The sequence below is a fragment of the Streptomyces sp. ATexAB-D23 genome (genome assembly GCF_000373645.1).
GTDB lineage: Bacteria > Actinomycetota > Actinomycetes > Streptomycetales > Streptomycetaceae > Streptomyces > Streptomyces castrisilvae.
Genome location: NZ_KB892035.1, coordinates 115,935 through 136,914, shown reverse-complemented (window position 1 = coordinate 136,914; position 20,980 = coordinate 115,935). Strand labels below are relative to the sequence as shown.

Annotated in this window: 16 protein-coding genes; 13 read left to right on the top strand and 3 right to left on the bottom strand. The window is 72.9% G+C overall.

The features are described 5' to 3' along the window. Nucleotides 1-36 precede the first annotated feature (36 nt). Both B082_RS0125760 and B082_RS0125755 read left to right on the top strand, forming a co-directional pair. On the top strand, nt 37-1,269 hold the full coding sequence (locus B082_RS0125760; protein WP_018554677.1) for an amidohydrolase family protein: 1,233 nt from the start codon (nt 37-39) through the stop codon (nt 1,267-1,269). Between the two features lie 96 nt (nt 1,270-1,365). After that, nucleotides 1,366-2,199: an alpha/beta fold hydrolase gene (locus B082_RS0125755; RefSeq protein ID WP_018554676.1), complete on the top strand. Its 834-nt coding sequence runs from the start codon at nt 1,366-1,368 to the stop codon at nt 2,197-2,199. A gap of 60 nt (nt 2,200-2,259) precedes the next feature. Here B082_RS0125755 and B082_RS0125750 read toward each other — a convergent pair whose 3' ends face one another. Next, a complete protein-coding gene (locus tag B082_RS0125750) occupies nt 2,260-3,810 on the bottom strand; it encodes a peptidoglycan-binding protein (RefSeq protein ID WP_018554675.1) in 1,551 nt (516 codons plus the stop codon). A 350-nt stretch (nt 3,811-4,160) separates the two neighbouring features. On the opposite strand from B082_RS0125750, the gene B082_RS0125745 reads away from it, so the two are divergent. Genes B082_RS0125745 through B082_RS0125735 form a run of 3 tightly spaced genes read left to right on the top strand, consistent with a single transcriptional unit; the run spans nt 4,161 to nt 6,581 of the window. Further along, nucleotides 4,161-4,394 (top strand): acyl carrier protein, encoded by a 234-nt coding sequence (locus B082_RS0125745; protein ID WP_026250202.1) that lies wholly within the window; start codon nt 4,161-4,163, stop codon nt 4,392-4,394. Beyond that, nucleotides 4,391-5,638, top strand: coding sequence for a beta-ketoacyl-[acyl-carrier-protein] synthase family protein (locus B082_RS0125740; protein WP_018554673.1), 1,248 nt, complete (start codon nt 4,391-4,393; stop codon nt 5,636-5,638). Before B082_RS0125745 ends, B082_RS0125740 begins: the two co-directional genes overlap by 4 nt. Nucleotides 5,639-5,660: 22 nt before the next feature. Then, nucleotides 5,661-6,581, top strand: a complete 921-nt coding sequence (locus B082_RS0125735; RefSeq protein WP_026250201.1) for an alpha/beta fold hydrolase — start codon at nt 5,661-5,663, stop codon at nt 6,579-6,581. Nucleotides 6,582-6,599: 18 nt separating this feature from the next. On the opposite strand, the gene B082_RS0125730 is transcribed toward B082_RS0125735, so the two are convergent. After that, complete coding sequence (locus B082_RS0125730; protein WP_026250200.1) at nt 6,600-9,029, bottom strand: endonuclease/exonuclease/phosphatase family protein; 2,430 nt, start codon at nt 9,027-9,029, stop codon at nt 6,600-6,602. Nucleotides 9,030-9,381: 352 nt separating this feature from the next. Here B082_RS0125730 and B082_RS0125725 point away from each other — a divergent pair, with 352 nt between their 5' ends. The 8 genes from B082_RS0125725 (at nt 9,382) to B082_RS0125690 (ending at nt 20,498) form a co-directional block, all read left to right on the top strand. Then, on the top strand, nt 9,382-10,650 hold the full coding sequence (locus B082_RS0125725) for an ROK family transcriptional regulator (protein ID WP_018554670.1): 1,269 nt from the start codon (nt 9,382-9,384) through the stop codon (nt 10,648-10,650). A 338-nt stretch (nt 10,651-10,988) separates the two neighbouring features. Next, nucleotides 10,989-11,513 carry a flavin reductase family protein gene (locus B082_RS0125720; protein WP_018554669.1) on the top strand — a complete coding sequence of 175 codons (525 nt, stop codon included), beginning with the start codon at nt 10,989-10,991 and terminating at the stop codon, nt 11,511-11,513. 33 nt (nt 11,514-11,546) lie between these two features. Beyond that, on the top strand, nt 11,547-12,614 hold the full coding sequence (locus B082_RS0125715) for an ABC transporter substrate-binding protein (RefSeq protein ID WP_018554668.1): 1,068 nt from the start codon (nt 11,547-11,549) through the stop codon (nt 12,612-12,614). Next, nucleotides 12,611-13,486, top strand: a complete 876-nt coding sequence (locus tag B082_RS0125710) for an ABC transporter permease (RefSeq protein WP_018554667.1) — start codon at nt 12,611-12,613, stop codon at nt 13,484-13,486. Before B082_RS0125715 ends, B082_RS0125710 begins: the two co-directional genes overlap by 4 nt. Beyond that, entirely contained in the window at nt 13,462-14,259 is a 798-nt protein-coding gene (locus B082_RS0125705; protein WP_018554666.1) for an ABC transporter ATP-binding protein, read from the top strand. The genes B082_RS0125710 and B082_RS0125705 overlap by 25 nt, the downstream gene beginning before the upstream one ends. After that, nucleotides 14,243-15,628, top strand: a complete 1,386-nt coding sequence (locus tag B082_RS0125700) for an LLM class flavin-dependent oxidoreductase (protein ID WP_018554665.1) — start codon at nt 14,243-14,245, stop codon at nt 15,626-15,628. Before B082_RS0125705 ends, B082_RS0125700 begins: the two co-directional genes overlap by 17 nt. Further along, on the top strand, nt 15,625-19,458 hold the full coding sequence (locus B082_RS0125695) for an ABC transporter ATP-binding protein (protein WP_018554664.1): 3,834 nt from the start codon (nt 15,625-15,627) through the stop codon (nt 19,456-19,458). Before B082_RS0125700 ends, B082_RS0125695 begins: the two co-directional genes overlap by 4 nt. Further along, nucleotides 19,455-20,498, top strand: a complete 1,044-nt coding sequence (locus B082_RS0125690; RefSeq protein ID WP_018554663.1) for an aldo/keto reductase — start codon at nt 19,455-19,457, stop codon at nt 20,496-20,498. The genes B082_RS0125695 and B082_RS0125690 overlap by 4 nt, the downstream gene beginning before the upstream one ends. Here the strand turns inward: B082_RS0125690 and B082_RS0125685 are convergent, their stop codons facing one another. Further along, a complete protein-coding gene (locus tag B082_RS0125685) occupies nt 20,499-20,861 on the bottom strand; it encodes a nuclear transport factor 2 family protein (protein WP_018554662.1) in 363 nt (120 codons plus the stop codon). Nucleotides 20,862-20,980 lie beyond the last annotated feature (119 nt).

Here is a 20,980-nt window from a genome sequence, read left to right as displayed (position 1 = left end):
GGACGGCACCACCCCGTACGGAAACGAGATGCAGCGATGACCACGACCGCCATCACCCATGCGCGCGTCTTCGACGGCGAGCGGGTCCGCGAAGAGGACACCGTCGTGCTCGACGGCCCGGTCATCACCGCGGTCGGGGGAGCGGTGCCTGAAGGGGCGGTCGTGGTCGACGCCCGGGGCGGCACCCTCCTGCCGGGCCTGTTCGACGCCCACACGCACACGTCCGAGGAGGCGCTGGCCTTCGCCCTGCGGTTCGGAGTGACCACCGAGCTGGAGATGCAGGGCGCTCTGACCCGGGCGCGCCGGGCGCACATCGAGCGGAACGACGCGGTCGCCGACGTCCGCTCCGCGGGCTTCGGCATCACACCTCCCGGCGGGCACCCCAGCGAGCTCTTCCCCGAGGGCAAGCGTCCGGGTGGCGACGGCGAGCCCGCGCCCGAGCACTCCGGCGGACTGGTCATGCCGTTCGCCACGACGCCCGAGCAGGCCGCCGGGTTCATTCCGCGGCTGGTGGAGTCGGGCTCGGACTACATCAAGTTCATGGTCGACGACGGCACCGTCGAAGGGCACCCCGGCCTGCCGTGTCTGGATCAGGCCACGCTGAACGCGGGCGTCGCCGAGGCGCGCCGGCACGGGATGCTCACCGTCGCCCACGCCCTCACTCTCGATGCCGCCCGGATGGCGGTCGAGGCCGGGATCGACGGGCTCGTCCACGTCTTCATGGACCGGCCCCACACCGACGAGATCATCCGGCTCATCGCGGAGTCCGGCGCGTTCGTGGTCCCGTGTGTCGTCCTGAACGCCTCCATGATGGGCATCACCGGCGCCGCCCTCGCCGACGACGAGCGGGTCGCCGCCCGCCTCGACGACGCCTGGCTGACCACGCTGCGCGGCAGCTTCGACCGCTACCCCCAGGGGCGGCTGGAGGACGTGCTCGCCACCGTCGCCGCGCTGCACGAGGCCGGAGTCGATCTCCTGGCCGGTAGCGACGCCTCCGTTCCCGTGCCCTTCCTCGGCGGCGTCGCCCACGGCGCCAGCGTCCACCACGAGATGCGGTACCTGGTCCGGGCGGGCCTGACGCCGAGCGACGCGCTGCGCGCGGCGACCGCGACCCCCGCGCGCCGCTTCTCCCTGGAGGACCGCGGACGCATCGCCGCCGGACTGCGGGCCGACCTGCTGTTGGTGGACGGCGACCCCACCACGGACATCCACCGCACCCTCGACATCCGCGCCATCTGGCGCCGGGGTTCTCATTTCGGGGCAAAATGACCCATGCGGGGTCAATGCTCCCCCCCGGCGTCGTAAGCGCCGCGCCGGTCCGCTCCGGCCGGCGCCCGCCACCCACACCGAAAGGCAGCACGCACCATGGCATTCATCACCGTCGGCCAGGAGAACAGCACCGCGACCGAGCTCTACTACGAGGACCATGGCACCGGGCAGCCCGTCGTGCTCATCCACGGCTACCCGCTCGACGGAAACTCCTGGGAGAAGCAGTCCGCCGCCCTGCTCGCGGCCGGCTACCGCGTCATCACCTACGACAGGCGCGGCTTCGGACGCTCCGGCCGGCCCACCACCGGCTACGACTACGACACCTTCGCCGCCGACCTCGACACCCTCCTGACCACCCTCGACCTGACCGACGCCGTGCTGGTCGGCTTCTCGATGGGGACCGGCGAGGTCGGCCGCTACCTGGGCACCTACGGCTCCGGCCGGATTGCCAAGGCAGCCTTCCTCGCCTCGCTCGAACCCTTCCTGCTCAAGACCGACGACAACCCCGGGGGCGTCGACGGCGCCGTCTTCGAGGACATCACCAAGGCCGTCACCGCCGACCGCTACGCCTACTTCACCTCGTTCTACGAGAACTTCTACAACCTCGACGAGAACCTCGGCTCCCGGATCAGCGAGGAGGCGGTCCGCAGCAGCTGGAACGTCGCGGCCGGCGCCTCCTGGCACGCGTCCGTCGCCTGCGTGGCGACCTGGTCCACCGACTTCCGCGCCGACCTGCCCGCGATCGACGTCCCGGCGCTGATCCTGCACGGCACGGCCGACCGCATCCTGCCCATCGAATCCACCGGGGAGCCCTTCCACCGGGCGGTCCCGCAGGCCGAGTACGTCGTCATCGACGGCGCCCCGCACGGACTGCTGTGGACCCACGCCGAGGAGGTCACCGACGCCCTCCTCGCCTTCCTGGCCGAGTAAGGGGTCACGCGCGCGACCGGTGGCTCCCGGGGCAGCGGCCCCCGGGAGCCACCGAGCGCGTCAGCGCCCCGCCCGGAGCGCCGCCCAGGTGGCGGGTCCCACGGTCCCGTCGGCCGTCAGCTCCCGGCTCGTCTGGTACGAGCGGACCGCGGTCGCCGTCGCCGGGCCGAAGCTTCCGTCGGCCGCGACCGTCGAGCCGAGCGCGGCCGTCAGCGCGCGCTGGAGCCGCTTCACGTCCTCGCCCGTCGCGCCCTCGGTGAGGACCGGCGAGGAGCCCGCCGACAGCAGCGCGGTCCAGGTCCTGGCCCCGACGACCCCGTCGGCCTCCAGACCGCGCGCCGCCTGGAACGACGTCACCGCGCCCGCGGTGGCGGGACCGAAGCTGCCGTCCGCGTCACCCGCCGGGTAGCCCTGCTCGTTCAGCAGCAGCTGGAGGGCCTTGACCTGCGGGCCCGCCGAACCGGTCCGCTGGGTGGTGTACGTGTCGAAGCTCAGCCCGTCACGGCTCCCGCCGCCCGTGTCGGTGCCGCCCACCAGCTCCATGTAGCGGTTCCAGTCCCAGTAGGGACCCGGGTCGGTGTGGTCGTTGCCCGGGGCCTCGCTGTGCCCGATGATGTGCGCCCGGTCCTTCGGGATGCCGTACCTGTCGCACAGGTGGGCGGTCAGCGCGGCCGACGACCGGTACATCGAGTCCGTGAACCAGGACGGGTCGTCGATGAAGCCCTCGTGCTCGATGCCGAGCGCCGAGGCGTTGGCGCTGCGCGCGTGGTAGGCGGTGTCGGCGTCACGCACCATCTGGGTGATCTGGCCGTCCGACGAACGCACCACGTAGTGCGCGCTCACCTCGGACACCGGGTCCTGGAACCAGCTGATCGAGCCCGCGTACGAGCCCTGGGTGACATGGACGACCACCTTGTCGATCGCCGCCGTGCGGCCGGTGGCGTAGTTGTTGGGGTCGGCCGGGACCCAGAGCGCCGCCGGGTAGTCGGCGCTGCGGGCACCGGTGTCCGCGGCGGCGATGCCGTCCTTGTGCGGCGAGACCGGGCGGCCGGTCACCGTGATCCGCTCGCCGTCCGGGGTGAGGGTGTCCAGGCTGTCCGCGAGGAAGGTGTAGACCGTGTCGGCGTAGAGGGCCGCGGCCGGCCCGTCCGTACCGCTGTAGCGGGCGACGGCCGGGTACCAGGCGTCGAGGTCGTCGCGGTCCCGGGCGTCGAGGCCGAGCGTGTCCGCGTAACCGCGCAGTACGGCGGCGCCGCCGAGGATGTTGGCCCCGGTCTCGGAGCGCAGGGTGGCGAGCGGCTCGCCGGTGAGGGCGGCGGCCCGTTCGAGGGTGTGGTGCGCGGGGTTGCTGACCAGGTGCATCACGCCGAAGCCGTTCGCCTGGCTGGGGCGTCCGGCGTGGCCGTCGAGGCGGGTCTCGCCGTACCCGACGGCGGCGAGCAGATCACGCGGTACGTCGAACTCCTCGGCGGCCCGTGCGAACGCCCGGTCCATGGGGTGTCCGGGGTCCGTCGCGGCGAGGGCCGGGGTGCCGGTCGCTGCCAGGACGGTGGCGGTGAGGGCCGCCAGGAGGGATGCGCGGGCCTTGGGGTGGGCGGCGCGTGTGGGCATACCTGCTCCAGCTGTGTGGGGGGAAGGAGAACGGCGCCGGGCTTGGTGGGGAGCGGCCCGGCGGCCGCGAAGCTGCTCACGATAGAGAGCCGTCGAACGTATGACAATCATGCCTGCGTGTGTCGAACGTCCTTTCACTCCAACGGAGTTGGCGCAGCGGCGGCGCGGAGTGCGCTCTCCGGGATTCGTACACCTGGACAGCCCCCCACCGCACGGGGGAACGCGGACCGGTGCCGTCGTCGCCAGGGCGTATAACAGAGAACTCCGGACCAGCCGGCGTCCCCGATGGCACTCACATCTCACGCGGCAAGGCGTCACCGCGTACGACAGCGGAGAAGTGCCCGATGAGCATGAGCACGGCAGACGAGATCAGCACCTTGCTGACGGCGAACTTCGGAACCGACCCCGTGGCGATCCGCCCCGAGGTGCCGCTCCGTCAGCTCTGCCTGGACTCGCTCGCCCTGGAGGAACTGCGGCTCCTCATCGAGGACCGGCTCGGCATCGACCTCGACGACGTCCACCTCACCTCGCGCGACACGGTCGGCCATCTGATCGACGCCGTGCACCGCAAGGCCGCCGCGTGACGGCCCCGTACCGCCTCCCGCCCTTCGCCGCCGCCGTCACCGGCATCGGGCTCGTCACGTCGGCGGGCGTCGGCGCCGAGGCCACCTGGCGCGCGGTGACCGACCCCGCGGCCGCCCCCTGCGTGCCGCACCGGTCCGAACTGCACGGCCTGCCATGCGACTTCATGTACAGCGTCACCGGCCTCGACACCCGGGCGGTGCTCGGCGTGGCCGCGCACCGCCTCATGGACCGCTTCTCGCACCTCGCCGTCATCGCGGCCCGCGAAGCCGTCGCGGACGCGGGCCTGGACCCGGCCGTCTGGGACAGCGGCCGGGTCGCCGTCGTCATCGGCTCCGCCCACGGCGGCCTGCCCTTCTACGACGAACAGCACACCGCCCTCACCGAACGCGGCGCCCGCCGTGTCTCGCCCAAGCTCGCACCGCTCTGCGTCGTCAACGGCGCCGCCAGCAGCGTCGCCACCGACCTCGGCGCACACGGCCCCAGCCAGGCCGTCTCCACTGCCTGCTCCTCCGGCACCGTCGCCATCGGCACCGCCCACCAGATGCTGCGCACCGGAGCCTGCGACATCGTCGTCGCGGGCGGCGCCGAATCGGTCTGCTCCCGGCTCCTGATCGCGAGCGCCTGCCGGCTGAAGGCCGTCTCCACCCGCCGCGACGATCCCCGGGCCGCCTGCCGCCCCTTCGACACCCACCGCGACGGCTTCGTCGTCGGCGAGGGCGCCGGGCTCCTCGTCATGGAACGCCCCGAGCACGCCCGCGCCCGGGGCGCCGCCGTCCGCGCCCACGTCGCCGGATACGGCGCCTCCAGCGACGCGTACTCCGCCGTCGCCCCCGACCCCGGCGGACTCGGCATCGAACGGGCCCTGCGCACCGCCCTCGCGGACGCCGGGACCTGCGCCGCCGACATCGGCCACGTCAACGCCCACGGCACCTCCACCGTCTCCAACGACCTGATCGAGGCGACCATGCTGCGCCGGGTCCTGGGCGAACACCCCCTCATCACCTCCACCAAGGCGATGACCGGCCACACCCTGGGCGCGGCGGGCGGCATCGAGACCGCGCTGACCGTGCTCGCCCTCCAGCACGGACTCGTCCCGCCCACCGTCAACCTCGATGCCCCCGACCCGGACATCCCGGTCGACGTGGTGCGGAAGGAGGCCAGGCCCGCGGCGTTCGACGCCGCGGTCAAGACCTCTCTCGGCTTCGGGGGCCACAACGCCGCCCTCGTCCTCACCAGGGCCTGACCACCGCGAAGGACCGATGACCATGCCCGACGAGATCATCCGGACCCTCTCGGTGGACGGACTGCGCTACCACTACCGCGCCCTGCCGCAGCCCGCGCCCGGCACCGAACCGGTCATCGTCCTCGGCGGCGCGCTCCAGGGGATGTACGGCTGGCCGCAGATGGACGAACACCTCGGCCCGCACGCCACCGTCGTCACCGCCGACCTGCCCGGCATGGGCGGCGCCGACCCGCTGCCGCCCGGGACCCGCGACGACCTCCTGTACTCCGCCGTCACCGGGATCATCGACGACCTCGGCGCCGAACGGGTCAACCTCTTCGCCTTCTCCTACGGCACGTCCATCGCGTTCGGCTGCGCCAAGCGCCACCCCGGCCGGATCGCCCGTCTGGCCCTCGGCGGCGTACCGGCGCACATCAGCCAGGCACAGCGCGACCAGTGGAGCCGGGCCGTCGACCGGCTGGAGAACGGGGACGTGCAGGGGCTCGCCCGGCTGACGGCCGAGGCGCTGATGTGCCTGGACCCGCAGCGCCCCGTCCACCGCAGGGAACTCGCCCTGCGCTATGTGCGCCGGTCCTTCGTGCACGCGCTCACGCACTCCCCGCACGCGGAGCGGTCGCTGCGCCGGGCGCTGGAGCACCGGCCCGACTTCTCCGGCGGGCTGAGCGGGGTCCCCGCGCTCGTCTTCGCCGGCGAGCACGACACCGTGACCTCGCCGCCGCGCCAGGCCGACTTCGCGGCCACCATCGAGGGCAGCCGCTTCCTGACCATCGGCGAGTCCGACCACTGGGTCGTCCTGGAGCGCGCCGACGACGTGGCGGACCTGGTGGCCCGCTTCCTCACCGACCGGCCGCTGGAGGCCGCCCCCGCGCTCCGGCCGCTCGCCTCCCTGCCGCGTCCGCGCACGGGCGCGGCAGGTCCGGCGCTGCCACGGGCGGGCGGCTGAGCCGCCCGCCCGCCCGGATCAGCGGTGGCCGTGGTGGCCGTGGTCCGGGGCGTTCACGTCCAGCCGCACGATCTGCGGGTCGTGGTCGCTCGCCTGGTCGGCGAACTCCGCGTTGATGTGCACCACGTCGTAGTCGAAGCGGCGCACCCCGGGGCTGGTCAGGATGTGGTCGAGGGTCTGCGAGTTGCCCTCGTACACATAGCTGTACTGCTCGTTCTTCGGCAGCGTGGTGATCAGCGGCTTGAGGACCTTGCCGGCGGTCAGCGCGCCGACGGTGGGCGAGAAGGCGAAGTCGTTGAGGTCGCCGAGGACGACGACGCGGGCCGACTTGTCCGCCGCGAGCAGCGACTTGACGAAGGTGTTGACCTCCTTCGCCTGCTGCACGCGCTTGGTCTCCGAGCCGCGCACCGGCTCCTGGTAGCGGCCGTGCAGCGGCTGGTCGCCGCCCTTGGACGCGAAGTGGTTGCCGACGACGAAGACCGGCTTCCCATGGAAGCGGAACTCGCCGACCAGCGGCTTGCGGCTGTCGTCCCAGGCGGCACTGGCCGGGGCGATCCGGCCGGGCGACACCGAGAGGGTGACCCCCTTCCTCGTCCTCACCGCAGCGACCGGGGTCGTCGCGTCGCCACCCGGGCGGTCCACGAAGTCGACCCGCCGGGGGTCGAAGAGGAAGACGTTACGGATGTTGCCGCCGGGCTCGCCGCCGTCCTTGCCGTCCTGCGGGGCGACATAGCGCCAGGAGTAGCGCGGGCCGCCCGCCGCCACGATCGCGTCCGTGAACCGCTTCAACGTCGCCTCTGAGCCGACCGTGCCGTCGTTGACCGCGCCGTTGTCGTCCTGGATCTCCTCCAGGGACACGATGTCGGGGGAGGAGAGGTTGACCGCGACGCCCTCGGCCAGGGTGTCGAACTTCGCCTGCTCGTCGAGCGCGTCGAGGTTCTCCACGTTGTACGTGGCGACCGCGAGCTCCTTGCCCTTCTGCTTCCGGGTCACCTCGCGGCGCAGATGGTGGTCGGTGACGCTGCCGAGCTGGGTGGCCTGGAGGTTGTAGCCGCCGTAGGAGTCGTAGTCCAGGACGCCGGAGGTGGTGCCGGACAGCACGTCACCCACGTTCGCGGTGGGCACGGGCTTGTCCGCGTCCAGCGACATGACCTTGATCCGGCCGGTGTTCTGGTCGGTGTACGAGCTGTACAGCGTGCCGCCGCGCCGGGTCGGGTTCTGCTTCGGTTCGACCGTCACCCACACCTCGCCGTACGCGGTCGTCGCACCCGTCACCCGGGTGTCGGCGATCCGGACCCGGGTGCCCTCCAGGGACTCGTACAGGTCCAGCGCGTACTTCGACGGCTCCAGCGGCAGCGCGTCGATCGAGCCGCCGCCGGCCGACGGCACGTACCGGGCGGGCACCGCCTCGGCGTTCAGCACCACCGGCGCGGGCAGCGCGTTGCCGGAGGACAGGACAGTGACCCGGGGCGAGGTGATCTCGGTGACCGACTGGGTGGTGGTGGACGGGTAGTACTCGTCCACCGTGCCGCTGACCAGCACCGAGTCGCCCACCGAGACGCCCGGGGCGGCGGAGCCGGTGTAGACGAAGACGGCCTCCGAGGTGCGCGGGTCGGCGTCCGGGGCGGTGTCCTGGATCCAGAACCCGCGCGAACCCGAGGCACGCACCGCCGTGACGACCCCGGGCACGCCCGTGACGGCCCGGCCGTCAAGCGGGGAGACCCGGGTGGTGCCCTGGATGTCGTGCACGCGCACGGTGCCGGGCTCGGTCGGGTTGTCCGGGTCGCCGGGGTCCTCGCCGCCGCCGGAGGTCTCGCCGGCCGCGTTGACCGGGGTGGGGGCCGCGGCGGTCAGGTCGGCGGCGTTGTCGTCGGTGTCCGCGAGCGAGGCGGCGCGCGCCACGGAGGCCGAGGCGGAGGCGCCGGTGGCCGGTCCGCTGCCCTCCCGGACGACCGCGGTGCCGTAGCCGACCAGGTCGACGACGCGGGTGTCGGCGGCGCAGTCGGCGGCCGTCTTGCAGGTCAGCGGGGAGGTCCCGGAGACCAGGGCGACGGTGCCGCTCGCGGCGGCCATTGCGATGGTGCCGGTGGCGTCCGGGCTGGGCAGGGCGACCGTGCCTCCGGTGCCCGCCGACTCGGCGACGAGATAGCGGCCGCCCGGCGCGAGCGAACCGGTCAGCGCCGAGACCTGCCACGTCGAACCGGCCGACGGGGCGCCGGGCAGGTACTGGACGCTGAAGCCGGACAGGTCGTACGCGGCGGAGCCCGCGTTCGCCAGTTCGATGAAGTCCCGGGTGAGCGTCGCACCCGAGTTCCCGCCACCTCCGTACACCTCGGAGATCACGGCGGACGCGGACGGGGCCGCGAAGGCGGCGGGCAGCGCGGTCGCCGAGAGCGTCACGGCTACCGCGCCGGCCAGCAGGACGGAACGGGGTGTGGATATGCGCACGGAAGCTGCCCCTCAGAGTGTGGTGAAGGAGCACAAGCTATGCGCGTAGAACAGGCGATGACAAGGCATCAGAGGTGAATTCCGGAAAACGTTCGGTCACGAGCGAGGTTGTCCATGATGCGGCGATGGTTTGACCGGGTTGCGCCGGTCCGGCTACGTTGCGCGGCATGCAGCGATCCGCACACCTGACGACGCGGGGTCATATCGACCTCAAGCGTGTGTGCTCCGCCGTGTGTCACCGCGCCTGAGGCACCACGCCCGCGCCGGCCCGGACCACCGCCCTCCCGGTTCCCGAGCCCCGTGCCGAGCAGACACCGCGCCCATCGCCGCCCCCGAGGACCTGGAAGACACTGTGAAGAGTCTGTCCGCCCCCGCCCGCCGCCCCCGTGAACCCCGCACCGGCCCGCTGCGCCGCGCCGACATACCCGCCCCGGCGCCCGTCCGCCGCCCCACCGGCACCGGCTCCGTCTTCGGTGCGATCCTCGACCACGGCCCGGTCGCCCGGTCCACCGTCGCCCGCCTCACCGGCCTCTCGCCCGCCTCCGTCAGCGGGCACGTCGGCCGGCTGCTCGCCCGGGGCCTGGTCCGGCAGAGCGCCGAGACCTCCGGGCCCAAAGGGTTCGGCCGTCCGCACATCCCCGTCGAGATCGACACCGGGACCTATCTGGTGGCAGGGGCCCACATCGCCGTCGCCCACTCCACCCTCTCGCTGATGGACCTGCGCGGCCGGATCGTCGCCGAGGACCGGCAGCCGCACCGCACCACCGACCCGCACCGGCTGCTCGCCGGACTCGCGGCCCGGCTGCCCCGGCTGGTGGCCGAGCACGCCGGCGGCCGTACCGTCCTCGCCCTCGGCCTGGCCACCGGCCACCGCGTCGACCCGGCGAGCGGCGTGATCGTGGCGCATCCGCAGCTCGGCTGGCACGACGTCCCGGCCCGCGACCTGCTCGCCGCCGCGACCGGGCTGCCGGTCCACGTGGACAGCCACTCCCGCGCCCTGGCCCGCGCCGAGCAGTTGTTCGGCCAGGAGTCGACCCGGACCAGCACCGTCCTGCTCTTCGTGGGCGCGGTCGTGGACGCCGCCTTCGCGACCGAGGGCGCCATGCACCGCGGCCCGCGCTCGGGGGCGGGCAGCGTCGCCCATCTGCCGCTGGGCGCCGGGGGGTCGGGCGGCGCGGAGCCGTGCTCGTGCGGGCGGACCGGATGCCTCCAGTCGGAGGTCTCCGAGCGGGCCATGGTGCGGCGCGCCGCCGACCAGGGGCTGGTCACCGGGTCCTTCCCTCAGCTGCTGGCACGGGCGCTGGCCGGGGACGCGCGGGCGGTGGCGCTGTTCCGCCGGCGGGCCCGGCTGGTGGGGCGGGCCGCGGCCCTGCTGCTGGACATGTTCGACCCGGAGGTGCTCGTCGTGGTCGAGCCGGGGGCCGGCCGGATGCCGGAGTGCCTGGCCGATCTGCGCGCGGAGGTGGCGGAGCGCTCCTGGGTGTGCGACGACCCCGAGCGGGCCGTGGTGCCGAGCAGCTTCACCGGGTCGGTGCTGGCCACGGCGGGCGGCGCGGTGGCGCTCGGCTCGCTGTACACGGACCCGCTCGGGCCCTGGCCCGCGCTGCCCGCGGTTTCCTGAACCCGCCCTCGTATCGCGCCCGTTCTCGTAGACGGACTTAATTCAAACAGTTGCATTGTTGACCGGGTGCGAACCCCGACGGGATGATGGATTCATGACCAGCCGACAGCGGAATTCAGGGAAAGCGTCCTCGGTGACGCACTCCTTCCGCTCGTCCGCGCCGGCGTCCACGGACGCCCGGCCGCTGTGTTGCGGCCGCTGTCCGGGCCCCAGGTAATCACCCGCTGAAATTCGGCGAACGTTCCGCGCCGCCGCGCGCCTCGCCCTGCGCATTTCCGCGCGCCCAGGCAATTTCTGTGCTGCCGCCCCCTTTTCGACTTTCCATCCAGGGAGAGACGTTGACCGTCACCGTGCCCTCGTACGCGGCTCAGGCCGCCGCCCCCGCCCCGGCGGGGATCGCCCCCGACCGCTTCAGGAAGGCGTTCCGCCAGTACCCCGCGGGCGTCGTCGTCATCACCACGGACGCGGGCCGCGGCCCCGTCGGCTTCACCGCCACCTCGCTCACCTCGCTCTCGCTCGACCCGCCGCTGATCTCGTTCGGCATCGGGACCACCACCTCCTCGTGGCCGCACTTCGAGCAGGCCCGTACGGCCGTCGTGCACTTCCTCGGCGCCGAACAGCAGCCCCTGGCCACCACGTTCGCCACCAGCGGCATCGACCGCTTCGCCGAACCCACCCGCTGGCACCGCCTGCCCGGCGGCGAACCAGCGCTCGACGGGGTGGCCGGCCGGCTGCGCGTGGAGACCGAGCAGATCGTCCCGGCCGGCGACCACCGCATCGTCATCGCCCGGGTGGTGGACGCCTGGCTCGACGAGGGCCGCAGCCCGCTGCTCTTCCACGACGGCGGCTACCACTCCCTCTGACCGCCCCCGGCGCCCACAGATCAGGACTCACCCATGCCACGCCACCACACCCACCGGCCGGTCGGCCGCAGATCGTTCCTCGCGCTCACCGGCACCGCCCTCATCGGCACACTCGCCGCCTGCTCACCGCAGGTGAAATCGGCGGCGAGCGCCGAACCGGCCGGAAAGCTGCCGTCCGGAGCACCACCGCCGGGCACGAAACTGTCCATAGCCGTCCGCTCGACGCATCTCCAACTCGGCCCCGCAGGACTGGAGAAGGACCTTTCCTTCACCGTTTCGCAATGGCCCAATCTGAGCGCGGGCCCCGATATCATCCAGGGATTCAGGGCGCATTCCATCGACCTGGCCGTCAACGCCGGAATTCCGCCGATCCAGGCCCGCGCCATCGATGTCGGCGCGAAGATCGTCGCGGTGCAGGTGCGGAACCACCCCTCGTACGTCTTCGCCACCGCACCCGGCTCGGACATCCGGTCCGTCGCCGGTTTCCGGGGCAAGAAGATCGGCTTCTCCCAGGGGCAGGCGCAGGGCGTCGTCGTCCTGCGGGCGCTGAAGCAGGCGGGCATCTCCCACAAGGACGTCGAACTGGTCGCTCTGCCCAGCACCCAGTTCCTCACCGCCCTCCAGTCCAAGCAGGTCGACGTGGCACCGCTGGGCGAACCGACCCTGACCAAATACCTCGACCAGTACGAGAAGGACGGGGCGCGCGGGGTGAGGACCGATGTCGTGGACCTGCTCTCGGTGCTCTGGGCGCCCAACGAGGTGCTCAACGACCGGGCCAAGGCGGCGGCCGTCCGCAGCTTCGTCCCGCTCTGGGCCCGGGGCCAGGTCTGGGCCTGGGAGAACACCGACGAGTGGATCGACACGTACTACGTCAAGGACCAGGGCGTCTCCCACGAGGACGGCAGGCGCATCGTCGAGTCGCTCCACAAGCCGCAGTTCCCGGTCAGCTGGGACAAGGCCATCGCCTGGGAGCAGGAGACCGCCGACCTGATGGCCGCCGGCGGATTCGTACCGGAGCAGGACGCCACCGAACTGTTCGACCGCCGCTTCGAGGGGCTGGCCGCCGAGGCCGTACCCGCCCAGTACCGGGAGACGTCATGACCGAGCTGCTGACGAACACCCGCACCGCCGCACCCGTCGGCAAGACCGCCGCACCCGCGCGGACAGAGGCGCCCGCACCCGCCCCCAGGGCGGCCCGCAGACGGCTCGGTCCCGGCCGCGCCGTCCCCTTCGGGCGGCTGATCGGCCCGGTGCTGGTCATCGCCCTGTGGTGGTTCGCCTCCGCCATCGGCTACCTCGACCCCCGGATCCTGTCCGGGCCCGGGACCGTCCTGTCCACCGCGTCGGACCTCGTATCCAGCGGCCGGCTCCAGGACAACGTCCTCATCTCGCTGCAACGCGCCGGGCTCGGGCTGTTCTTCGGCGTGACGGCGGGCGTCGTCCTCGCCGTCGCCGCCGGACTGAGCCGCACCGGTGAATACCTCCTGGACGGCCCGCTCCAGATCAAGCGTGCCATCCCGTCCCTGGCCATGCTCCCGCTGCTGATCCTCTGGCTCGGCATCGGCGAACAGATGAAAGTCACCGTGATCGCCCTCGGCGTCGCGGTGAACATGTACATCAACACGTACGCCTCGCTCACCGGCATCGACAGCCGGTACGTCGAACTCGCCGAAGGACTCGACCTGAGCCGCGCGCAGTTCATCCGCAAGGTCGTCGTGCCCGGCTCGCTGCCCGGCTTCTTCGTCGGACTGCGCCTCGGCGTCACCGCCTCCTGGCTCGGGCTGATCGTGGTCGAGCAGATCAACGCCACCAGCGGCATCGGCTACATGATGTTCCAGGCCCAGCAGTACGCCCAGTCCGACGTGATCATCGTGGGCCTGGTGGCCTACGGGATCTTCGGCTTCGCATCGGACGCGGCGGTACGCGCCGTCGAGAGGAAGGTCCTGTCATGGCGACGCACCCTGGCGGGCTGACCGGCCCCGGCACGGCCGCCGTCGCCCCGCGCCCCGCCATCCGCACCTGCCAACTGGTCCGCCGCTTCGGCGACCGCGACATCCTCAAGGGACTCGATCTCACCGTCGCACCAGGCGAGTTCACCGCGCTGCTCGGCCGCAGCGGCTCGGGCAAGTCCACCCTGCTGCGGGCCGTCGCCCGCCTCGACCACACCGTCGAGGGCTCCGGCGAACTCACCGTCCCCGACCGGGTGTCCCTCTCCTTCCAGGACTCCCGGCTGCTGCCCTGGCTCCGGCTGATCGACAACGTCACCCTCGGCCTCCGCGGACCCGCCACCCGCGAACGCGGCCTCACCGCCCTCGCCGAGGTCGGCCTGGGGGGCCGCGACCGCTCCTGGCCGCACGAACTGTCCGGCGGCGAACAGCAGCGCGCCGCCCTCGCCCGCGCCCTGGTCCGCGAACCCGAACTCCTCCTGGCCGACGAACCGTTCGGCGCCCTGGACGCGCTGACCCGGATCAAGATGCACGACCTGCTGCGCGAACTCTACGAACGCCACCGCCCCGCGGTGCTCCTGGTCACCCACGACGTCGACGAGGCCGTCGAACTCGCGGACCGGGTCCTGGTCCTGGAGGACGGCCGGATCTCCGTCGACCTCACCATCGACCTGCCGACCCCGCGCTCCCGCCGCGAACCCCGGTTCCAGGAGTACCGCGACACCCTGCTCACCGCGCTCGGGGTCGCCCAGCCCCCGGCCCGTACCGAAGCGAAGGACTCCCATGCCCCGCACGCCTGACCGCAAGCAGCTCCACCTCAACGCCTTCCTCATGTCCACCGGCCACCACGAGGCGTCCTGGCGGCTGCCCGAGAGCCCGGCCGGGGCCAACTCCGACATCGAGCACTACAAGAACCTCGCCAGGATCGCCGAACGCGGCAGGCTGGACTCCCTGTTCCTCGCCGACAGCCCCGTCCTGATGGGCGACCCCGGACGCCGGCCCGCCGCCAAACTGGAACCCACCGTCCTGCTCACCGCGCTGGCCGGCGCCACCCGCCACATCGGCCTCATCGCCACCGCCTCGACCAGCTACAACGAGCCCTACAACCTGGCCCGCAGGTTCGCCTCGCTGGACCACGTCTCGGGCGGCCGGGCCGGCTGGAACATCGTCACCACCGCCGGCGCCGACGCGGCCCGCAACTTCGGCCTGGACGACACCCCGCTGCACCGCGACCGCTACCGGCGCGCCGGCGAGTTCGTGGAGGTGTCCACCAAACTCTGGGACAGCTGGGCCGACGACGCGGTGATCGCCGACAAGGACCGCGGCGTGCACGCCCTGGCCGAGCGGGTGCGGCAGATCGGGCACCGCGGCGAGTTCTTCCGGGTCGACGGCCCGCTGAACGTCCAACGCCCCCCGCAGGGCTACCCGTTGCTCGTGCAGGCCGGGTCCAGCGAGGACGGCAAGGACTTCGCCGCCCGGTACGCGGAGGCCGTGTTCACCGCCCAGCAGACGCTGGAGGAGGGCACCGCGTTCTACAAGGACGTCAAGGAGCGCGCCAGGGCCATCGGCCGCGACCCGGACGGCATCAAGATCCTGCCCGGCATCGTGCCCGTCATCGGTGAAACCGAGGCCGAGGCGCTGGCGCTCGACGCCGAACTGGAGAACCTCATCGTCCCCGAGTACGCCAAGCGGCAGCTCGCCAAGCGGCTGAAGATCGCCCCCGAGGACCTCGACCTGGACGCGGAACTCCCCGAGGACATCCCCACCGAGGACGAGATCGAGGGAGCCAAGAGCCGCTACACGCTCATCGTGGAGCTGGCCAGGCGCGAGAAGCTGACCGTACGGCAGCTCATCGGCCGGCTCGGCGGCGGACGCGGCCACCGCACCTTCGCCGGAACCGCCGAGCAGGTCGCCGACACGATCGAGCACTGGTACGACAGCGGGGCCGCCGACGGCTTCAACATCATGCCCGCCGTCCTCCCCTCCGGCCTGGAGGTCTTCGTGGACCGGGTGGTGCCGATCCTCCAGGAGCGCGGCCTGTTCCGCACCGAGTACACCGCGAGCACCCTGCGCGGGCACTACGGGCTGCCCCGCCCGGCCAACCGGCTCTTCGACGAGGTCGACCTCGGCGCGGGCCACTTCGGCATCGGTCTGGCGGAGGCCCGGTGACGGACTGTCCGCATCCGGGGACCGGTACGAGTACGGTCCGGCAGCCGCCGCCCGGCTGGGCGCGGCGGCTGCTGGGCTACTGCCTGCGGCACCGCACCGATCTCCTCATGGCCTTCGGCGCCGCGGTGGCCGCCGCCGTCGCCACCGCCACCCTGCCCCTCGTGCTGCGGCACGTGGTGGACGGGGTGGCGGCCGGCACCACCGCCTCGCTCGCCCCCTGGACCGGGCTGCTCGCCGCACTCGGCGCGCTCCGCTTCGGAGCGAGCTTCACCCGCCGCTACCGCTCGGGCCGGCTCTCCCTGGGAGTCCAGTACGACCTGCGCAACGACGCGTTCGCCGCGCTGCTCAGGCTCGGCGGCGCCCAGCAGGACGATCTGCGCACCGGGCAGGTGGTGAGCCGGTCCATCTCCGACATCACCCTCATCCAGACCCTGCTGCAATTCCTGCCCAACCTCACCGGCAACGCGCTGATGTTCCTGTTCTCGCTGGTCTTCATGGCGGTCCTCTCCCCGCTGCTGACCGTCGTGGCGCTGGTCGTCGGCCCGCTGCTCTGGCTGATCGCCCTGCGCAGCCGCCGCGACCTGTTCCCCGCCAACTGGCACGCCCAGCAGGAGGCCGCCGAGGTCGCGTCCACCGTCGAGGCGACCGTCACCGGCGTCCGCGTGGTGAAGGGCTTCGGCCAGGAACAGCGCGAACTCACCGGCCTCGAAGCACGCGCCCGCCACCTGTTCGCCTCCCGGCTGCGCGTCGTCCGCTTCACCAGCCGCTACAACCCCGCGCTCCAGGCCGTCCCCGCGCTCGGCCAGGTCGCCGTCCTCGCGCTCGGCGGCTGGATGGCCCTGCACGGCCGGATCTCGCTAGGCACCTTCCTCGCCTTCACCACCTACCTGGGCTCCTTCGTCACCCCGGTACGCCAGGTCGCCACCCTGCTCACCGTCTGGCAGCAGGCACGGGCGGGCGCCGAACGCGTCCTGGAGGTCGTGGACGAGGCCCCCGTGATCACGGACGCGCCCGGCGCCCGCGAACTCCCCGACGAGCCCCCGGCCGTCTCTTGGGACGACGTCACCTTCGGGTACGGCGACGGCACCCCGCTCCTGGACGGCTTCACCCTGGACATCCGTCCCGGCGAGACCGTCGCCCTGATCGGCCCGGCCGGCTCCGGCAAGTCCACCGCCGCCGCCCTGCTGCCCCGCTTCTACGACGTACCCTCCGGCGTCGTACGGGTCGGCGGCAGCGACGTCCGCGACCTCACCCTCGACTCGCTGCGCTCCCGGATCGGCTACGTCTTCGAGGAGAGCCTGCTGCTCTCCGACACCGTGCGCGCCAACATCGCGTACGGAATGCCGGACGCCACCGACGCACAGGTGCGCGCGGCGGCCCGGATCGCCCGCGCCGACGAATTCATCGAACGGCTGCCCGAGGGCTACGACACCGTCGTCGGCGAACAGGGCCTCACCCTCTCCGGCGGCCAGCGCCAGCGCATGGCACTCGCCCGCGCCCTGATCGGCGACCCGGCCGTGCTCGTCCTGGACGACGCCACCTCGGCCATCGACGCCCGGGTCGAGGCCGAGATCCACCACCGGCTCCGCGAGGACGACCGCCGCCGCACCACGCTGATCGTGGCGCACCGCCGCTCCACACTGGAGCTCGCCGACCGCGTCGCGATCCTCGACGGCGGACGCGTCACGGACACCGGTACGCCGGACGAACTACGCGGCAGATCCGCCCTGTTCCGGGCGCTCCTCGCCACCGAGGACACCCCGGGAGACACTCCCGCGCCCGCCCCCGGCACGGCCCCGGGCTGCCCCACCCCGCACCTGTGGCTGCGCCCCGACGGCGACGACGACGAACAGCTGGAGGGCACCGCGGTCCGCGCCGCCCAGGCACTCGCCGAGGCCGCGGCCACCTCCGGGCCCGGACGCGCGGGACCCGGCGGCGGGGTGCTCGGCTCGGCCCCGCCCAGCCCCGAACTCCTCGAAGGACTCGCCCGGCTCCCGCTGCCCGCCGCCGACCCGAAGGTGCCCACCGAACAGGCCGTCGCCGCCGACACGCACTTCGGGCTCGGCGCCCTGCTGCGGCCCTTCCGGCTGCCGCTCCTGCTCGGCCTGCTGCTCGTCGCGCTCGACGCCGGGGCCCAGATCGCGGTGCCGGTGCTCGTGCGGCACGGCGTGGACCGGGGCGTCGCCCACCACGCCGGGCACGTCCTGTTCGCCGCGGCGGCGGTCGCCGGTCTGGTGGTGGCCGCGAACTGGCTGATCGGCGTCGCCCAGGTGCGGACCACCGGGCGCACCGGCGAGCGCCTCCTCTACACCTTGCGCGTGAAAACGTTCGCCCAGCTCCAGCGCCTCGGCCTCGACTACTACGAGCGCGAACTCGGCGGCCGGATCATGACCCGGATGACCACCGATGTCGACGCCCTGTCGAACTTCCTCCAGACCGGTCTGATCACCGCCGTGGTCAGCCTGCTCACGGTCCTCGGCGTCCTGGTCACCCTGCTGGTCATCGACGCGGAACTCGCCCTGGTGCTGCTCGCCGCGCTCCCGCTGCTGATCGCCGCCACCGCGGTCTTCCGCCACTACTCGGTCCCCGCCTACCGCGAGGCCCGGGAGCGGATCAGCGCCGTCAACGCCTGCCTCCAGGAGAACGTCACCGCGATCCGCGTCACCCAGGCCTTCCGCCGCGAACAGCGCAACGCCGCCGACTTCGCCGTACTCGCCCGGTCCTTCCGGGGCTCCCGGCTGCGCGCCCAGCGGTACATGGGCACGTTCTTCCCGTTCGTCGAATTCCTCGGCACGCTCTGCTCGGCGGCGGTGCTCACCGCGGGCGCGGCCCAGGTGCGCGCGGGGGAGCTGAGCGCGGGCACGCTCATCGCGTTCCTGCTGTACGTGGAGCTGTTCTTCTCGCCGATCCAGCAGCTCTCGCAGGTCTTCGACGGCTACCAGCAGGCGGTCGTCGGCCTCGGCCGGCTCCGCACCCTGATGAACACCCCGGCCGGTACCCCGCCCGCGGAGGATCCCCGGCCGGTGCCCGCCCTGCGCGGCGAGGTCGAGTTCGACGGGGTCTCCTTCGGGTACGCGGGCGGCGGCGGCCACCGGGTCCTGCACGGGGTGAACCTGCGCATCGCGCCGGGCGAGACGGTCGCGCTCGTCGGCGCCACGGGCGCGGGCAAGTCGACGGTGGTCAAGCTCCTCGCCCGGTTCTACGACCCCTCGGCCGGTACGGTCCGGGTGGACGGGCACGACCTGCGCGACCTGGACCTGACCGCCTTCCGCCGCCGGCTCGGCGTGGTCCCGCAGGAGGCGCACCTGTTCAGCGGCACCGTCCGCGACGCCATCGCCTACGGGCGCCCGGACGCCACCGACGCCGAGGTGGAGCGGGCCGCCCGAGCGGTAGGGGCGCACGAGATGGTCGCCGGGCTGCGGCTCGGCTACCTCCAGCCGGTGGGGGAGCGGGGCCGCAGCCTCTCCGCCGGGCAGCGCCAGCTCCTCGCCCTGGCACGGGCCGAACTCGTCGACCCGGACGTGCTCCTGCTGGACGAGGCGACCGCCTCGCTTGACCTGGCCACCGAGCGCCGGGTCGCCGCGGCCACCGAGGCCCTGGCCCGTCGCCGCACCACCGTCGTCGTCGCCCACCGGCTGACCACGGCGGCGCGCGCGGACCGGGTGGTGGTGCTCGACGCGGGAACCGTCGTCGAGACCGGCACCCACACCGACCTGCTCGCCGCCCGCGGCCCCTACCGGCGGCTGTGGGACGCCTTCCGGGAGACCGGCCCCGGCGCGGCCGTCGACCACCTGAATGTCAGTGAACTCGTCAAGGAGAACGCACGATGACGCAGTACCGCGATTTCGGCCGTACCGGAGTGAAGGTCAGCCCGCTGTGCCTGGGCACGATGATGTTCGGGGCGCGCGGCAACACCGACCACGACGACAGCGTCCGGATCATCCACCACGCACTGGACTCCGGCATCAACTTCGTGGACACCGCCGACGTCTACTCGGCCGGTGAGTCCGAGACCATCGTCGGCAAGGCACTGGCCGGCGGGCGCCGCGACAACGTCGTCCTCGCCACCAAGTTCCACGGCAGCCTCGGAACCGACCCCAACGAGCAGGGGAACTCCCGCCGTTGGATCATCCGCGAGGTGGAGAACAGCCTGCGCCGGCTCGGCACGGACTGGATCGACCTCTACCAGGTGCACCGCCCCGAGCCCGGCACCGACTTCGACGAGACCCTCGGCGCCCTCTCCGACCTGGTCCACCAGGGCAAGATCCGCTACATCGGCACCTCCACGTTCGAACCGTCAGCGATCGTGGAGGGCCAGTGGACCGCCGAGCGGCGCGGCCGTGAGCGCGTCGTCGCCGAGCAGCCCCCGTACTCGATCCTGGCCCGGGGCATCGAGCGCGAGGTGCTGCCCACCGCCCGGCGGTACGGCCTCGCCGTGCTGTCCTGGAGCCCGCTGGCCGGCGGCTGGCTCTCCGGCCGCTACCGCAAGGGGGTCGCCCAGCCGGACTCCAGCCGGGCCGCCCGGCAGGCCGAGCGGTTCGACATCGCGTCCCCGGAGAACGCCGCCAAGCTCGACGCCGCCGAGGCGCTCGCCCAGCTGGCCGACGAGGCCGGGCTCACCCTCGTCCAGCTCGCCCTGGCCTTCGTGCTGGAGCACCCCGCTGTCACCTCCGCGATCATCGGCCCGCGCACCCTGGACCAGCTGACCGGCCAGCTCGGCGCGGACCGGGTGCGGCTGAGCCAGGACGTGCTGGACCGGATCGACAAGATCGTCCCGCCGGGCACCAACCTCTCGTCCCGGGACGCCGGTTACCACCCGGCCGACCTCACCGACCCGGCCCTGCGCCGCCGTTCGCACCCCGGCGCGTGATCAGGCGGCCGGCACCCGGTCCAGGAATCCGCTGACCGAGCTGATCCGCCCGTCGTCGGTGAGGGCCGCCACGTCCGAACCGGCGACGGGCGCCGAACCGTCCGGGGCGACCAGCTCCCAGCCGAAGCGGACCAGGGCGTGGTGGCCGTCCACCGGCCCGGCCGGCCGGAAGACGAACCCGGGGAACTGCTGCCGGGCACCGGAGATGGCCGCCGCCAGCTGTTCGTGGCCCCGGACGTCGGCGAGCGGGTCGGTGTACGTGGCGTCGTCGCTGAACGCCGCGGCGACGGCCTTGTCCAGCTCCTCGGGAGCGGCGTTCCAGGCGGCGAAGTAGCGCTGCACGGCGTCGTCGTACGCGGTCATCGTGGAGTCCTCTCATCGGGCTCCCGGCCGGTGGGCCGGGGAGCGCTGCGCTCGTGAGGAACACGATGTCCGACGGTGTGGGGACCGTCGATTACCTCCGGGGTAAGCGGGTGCTCGGA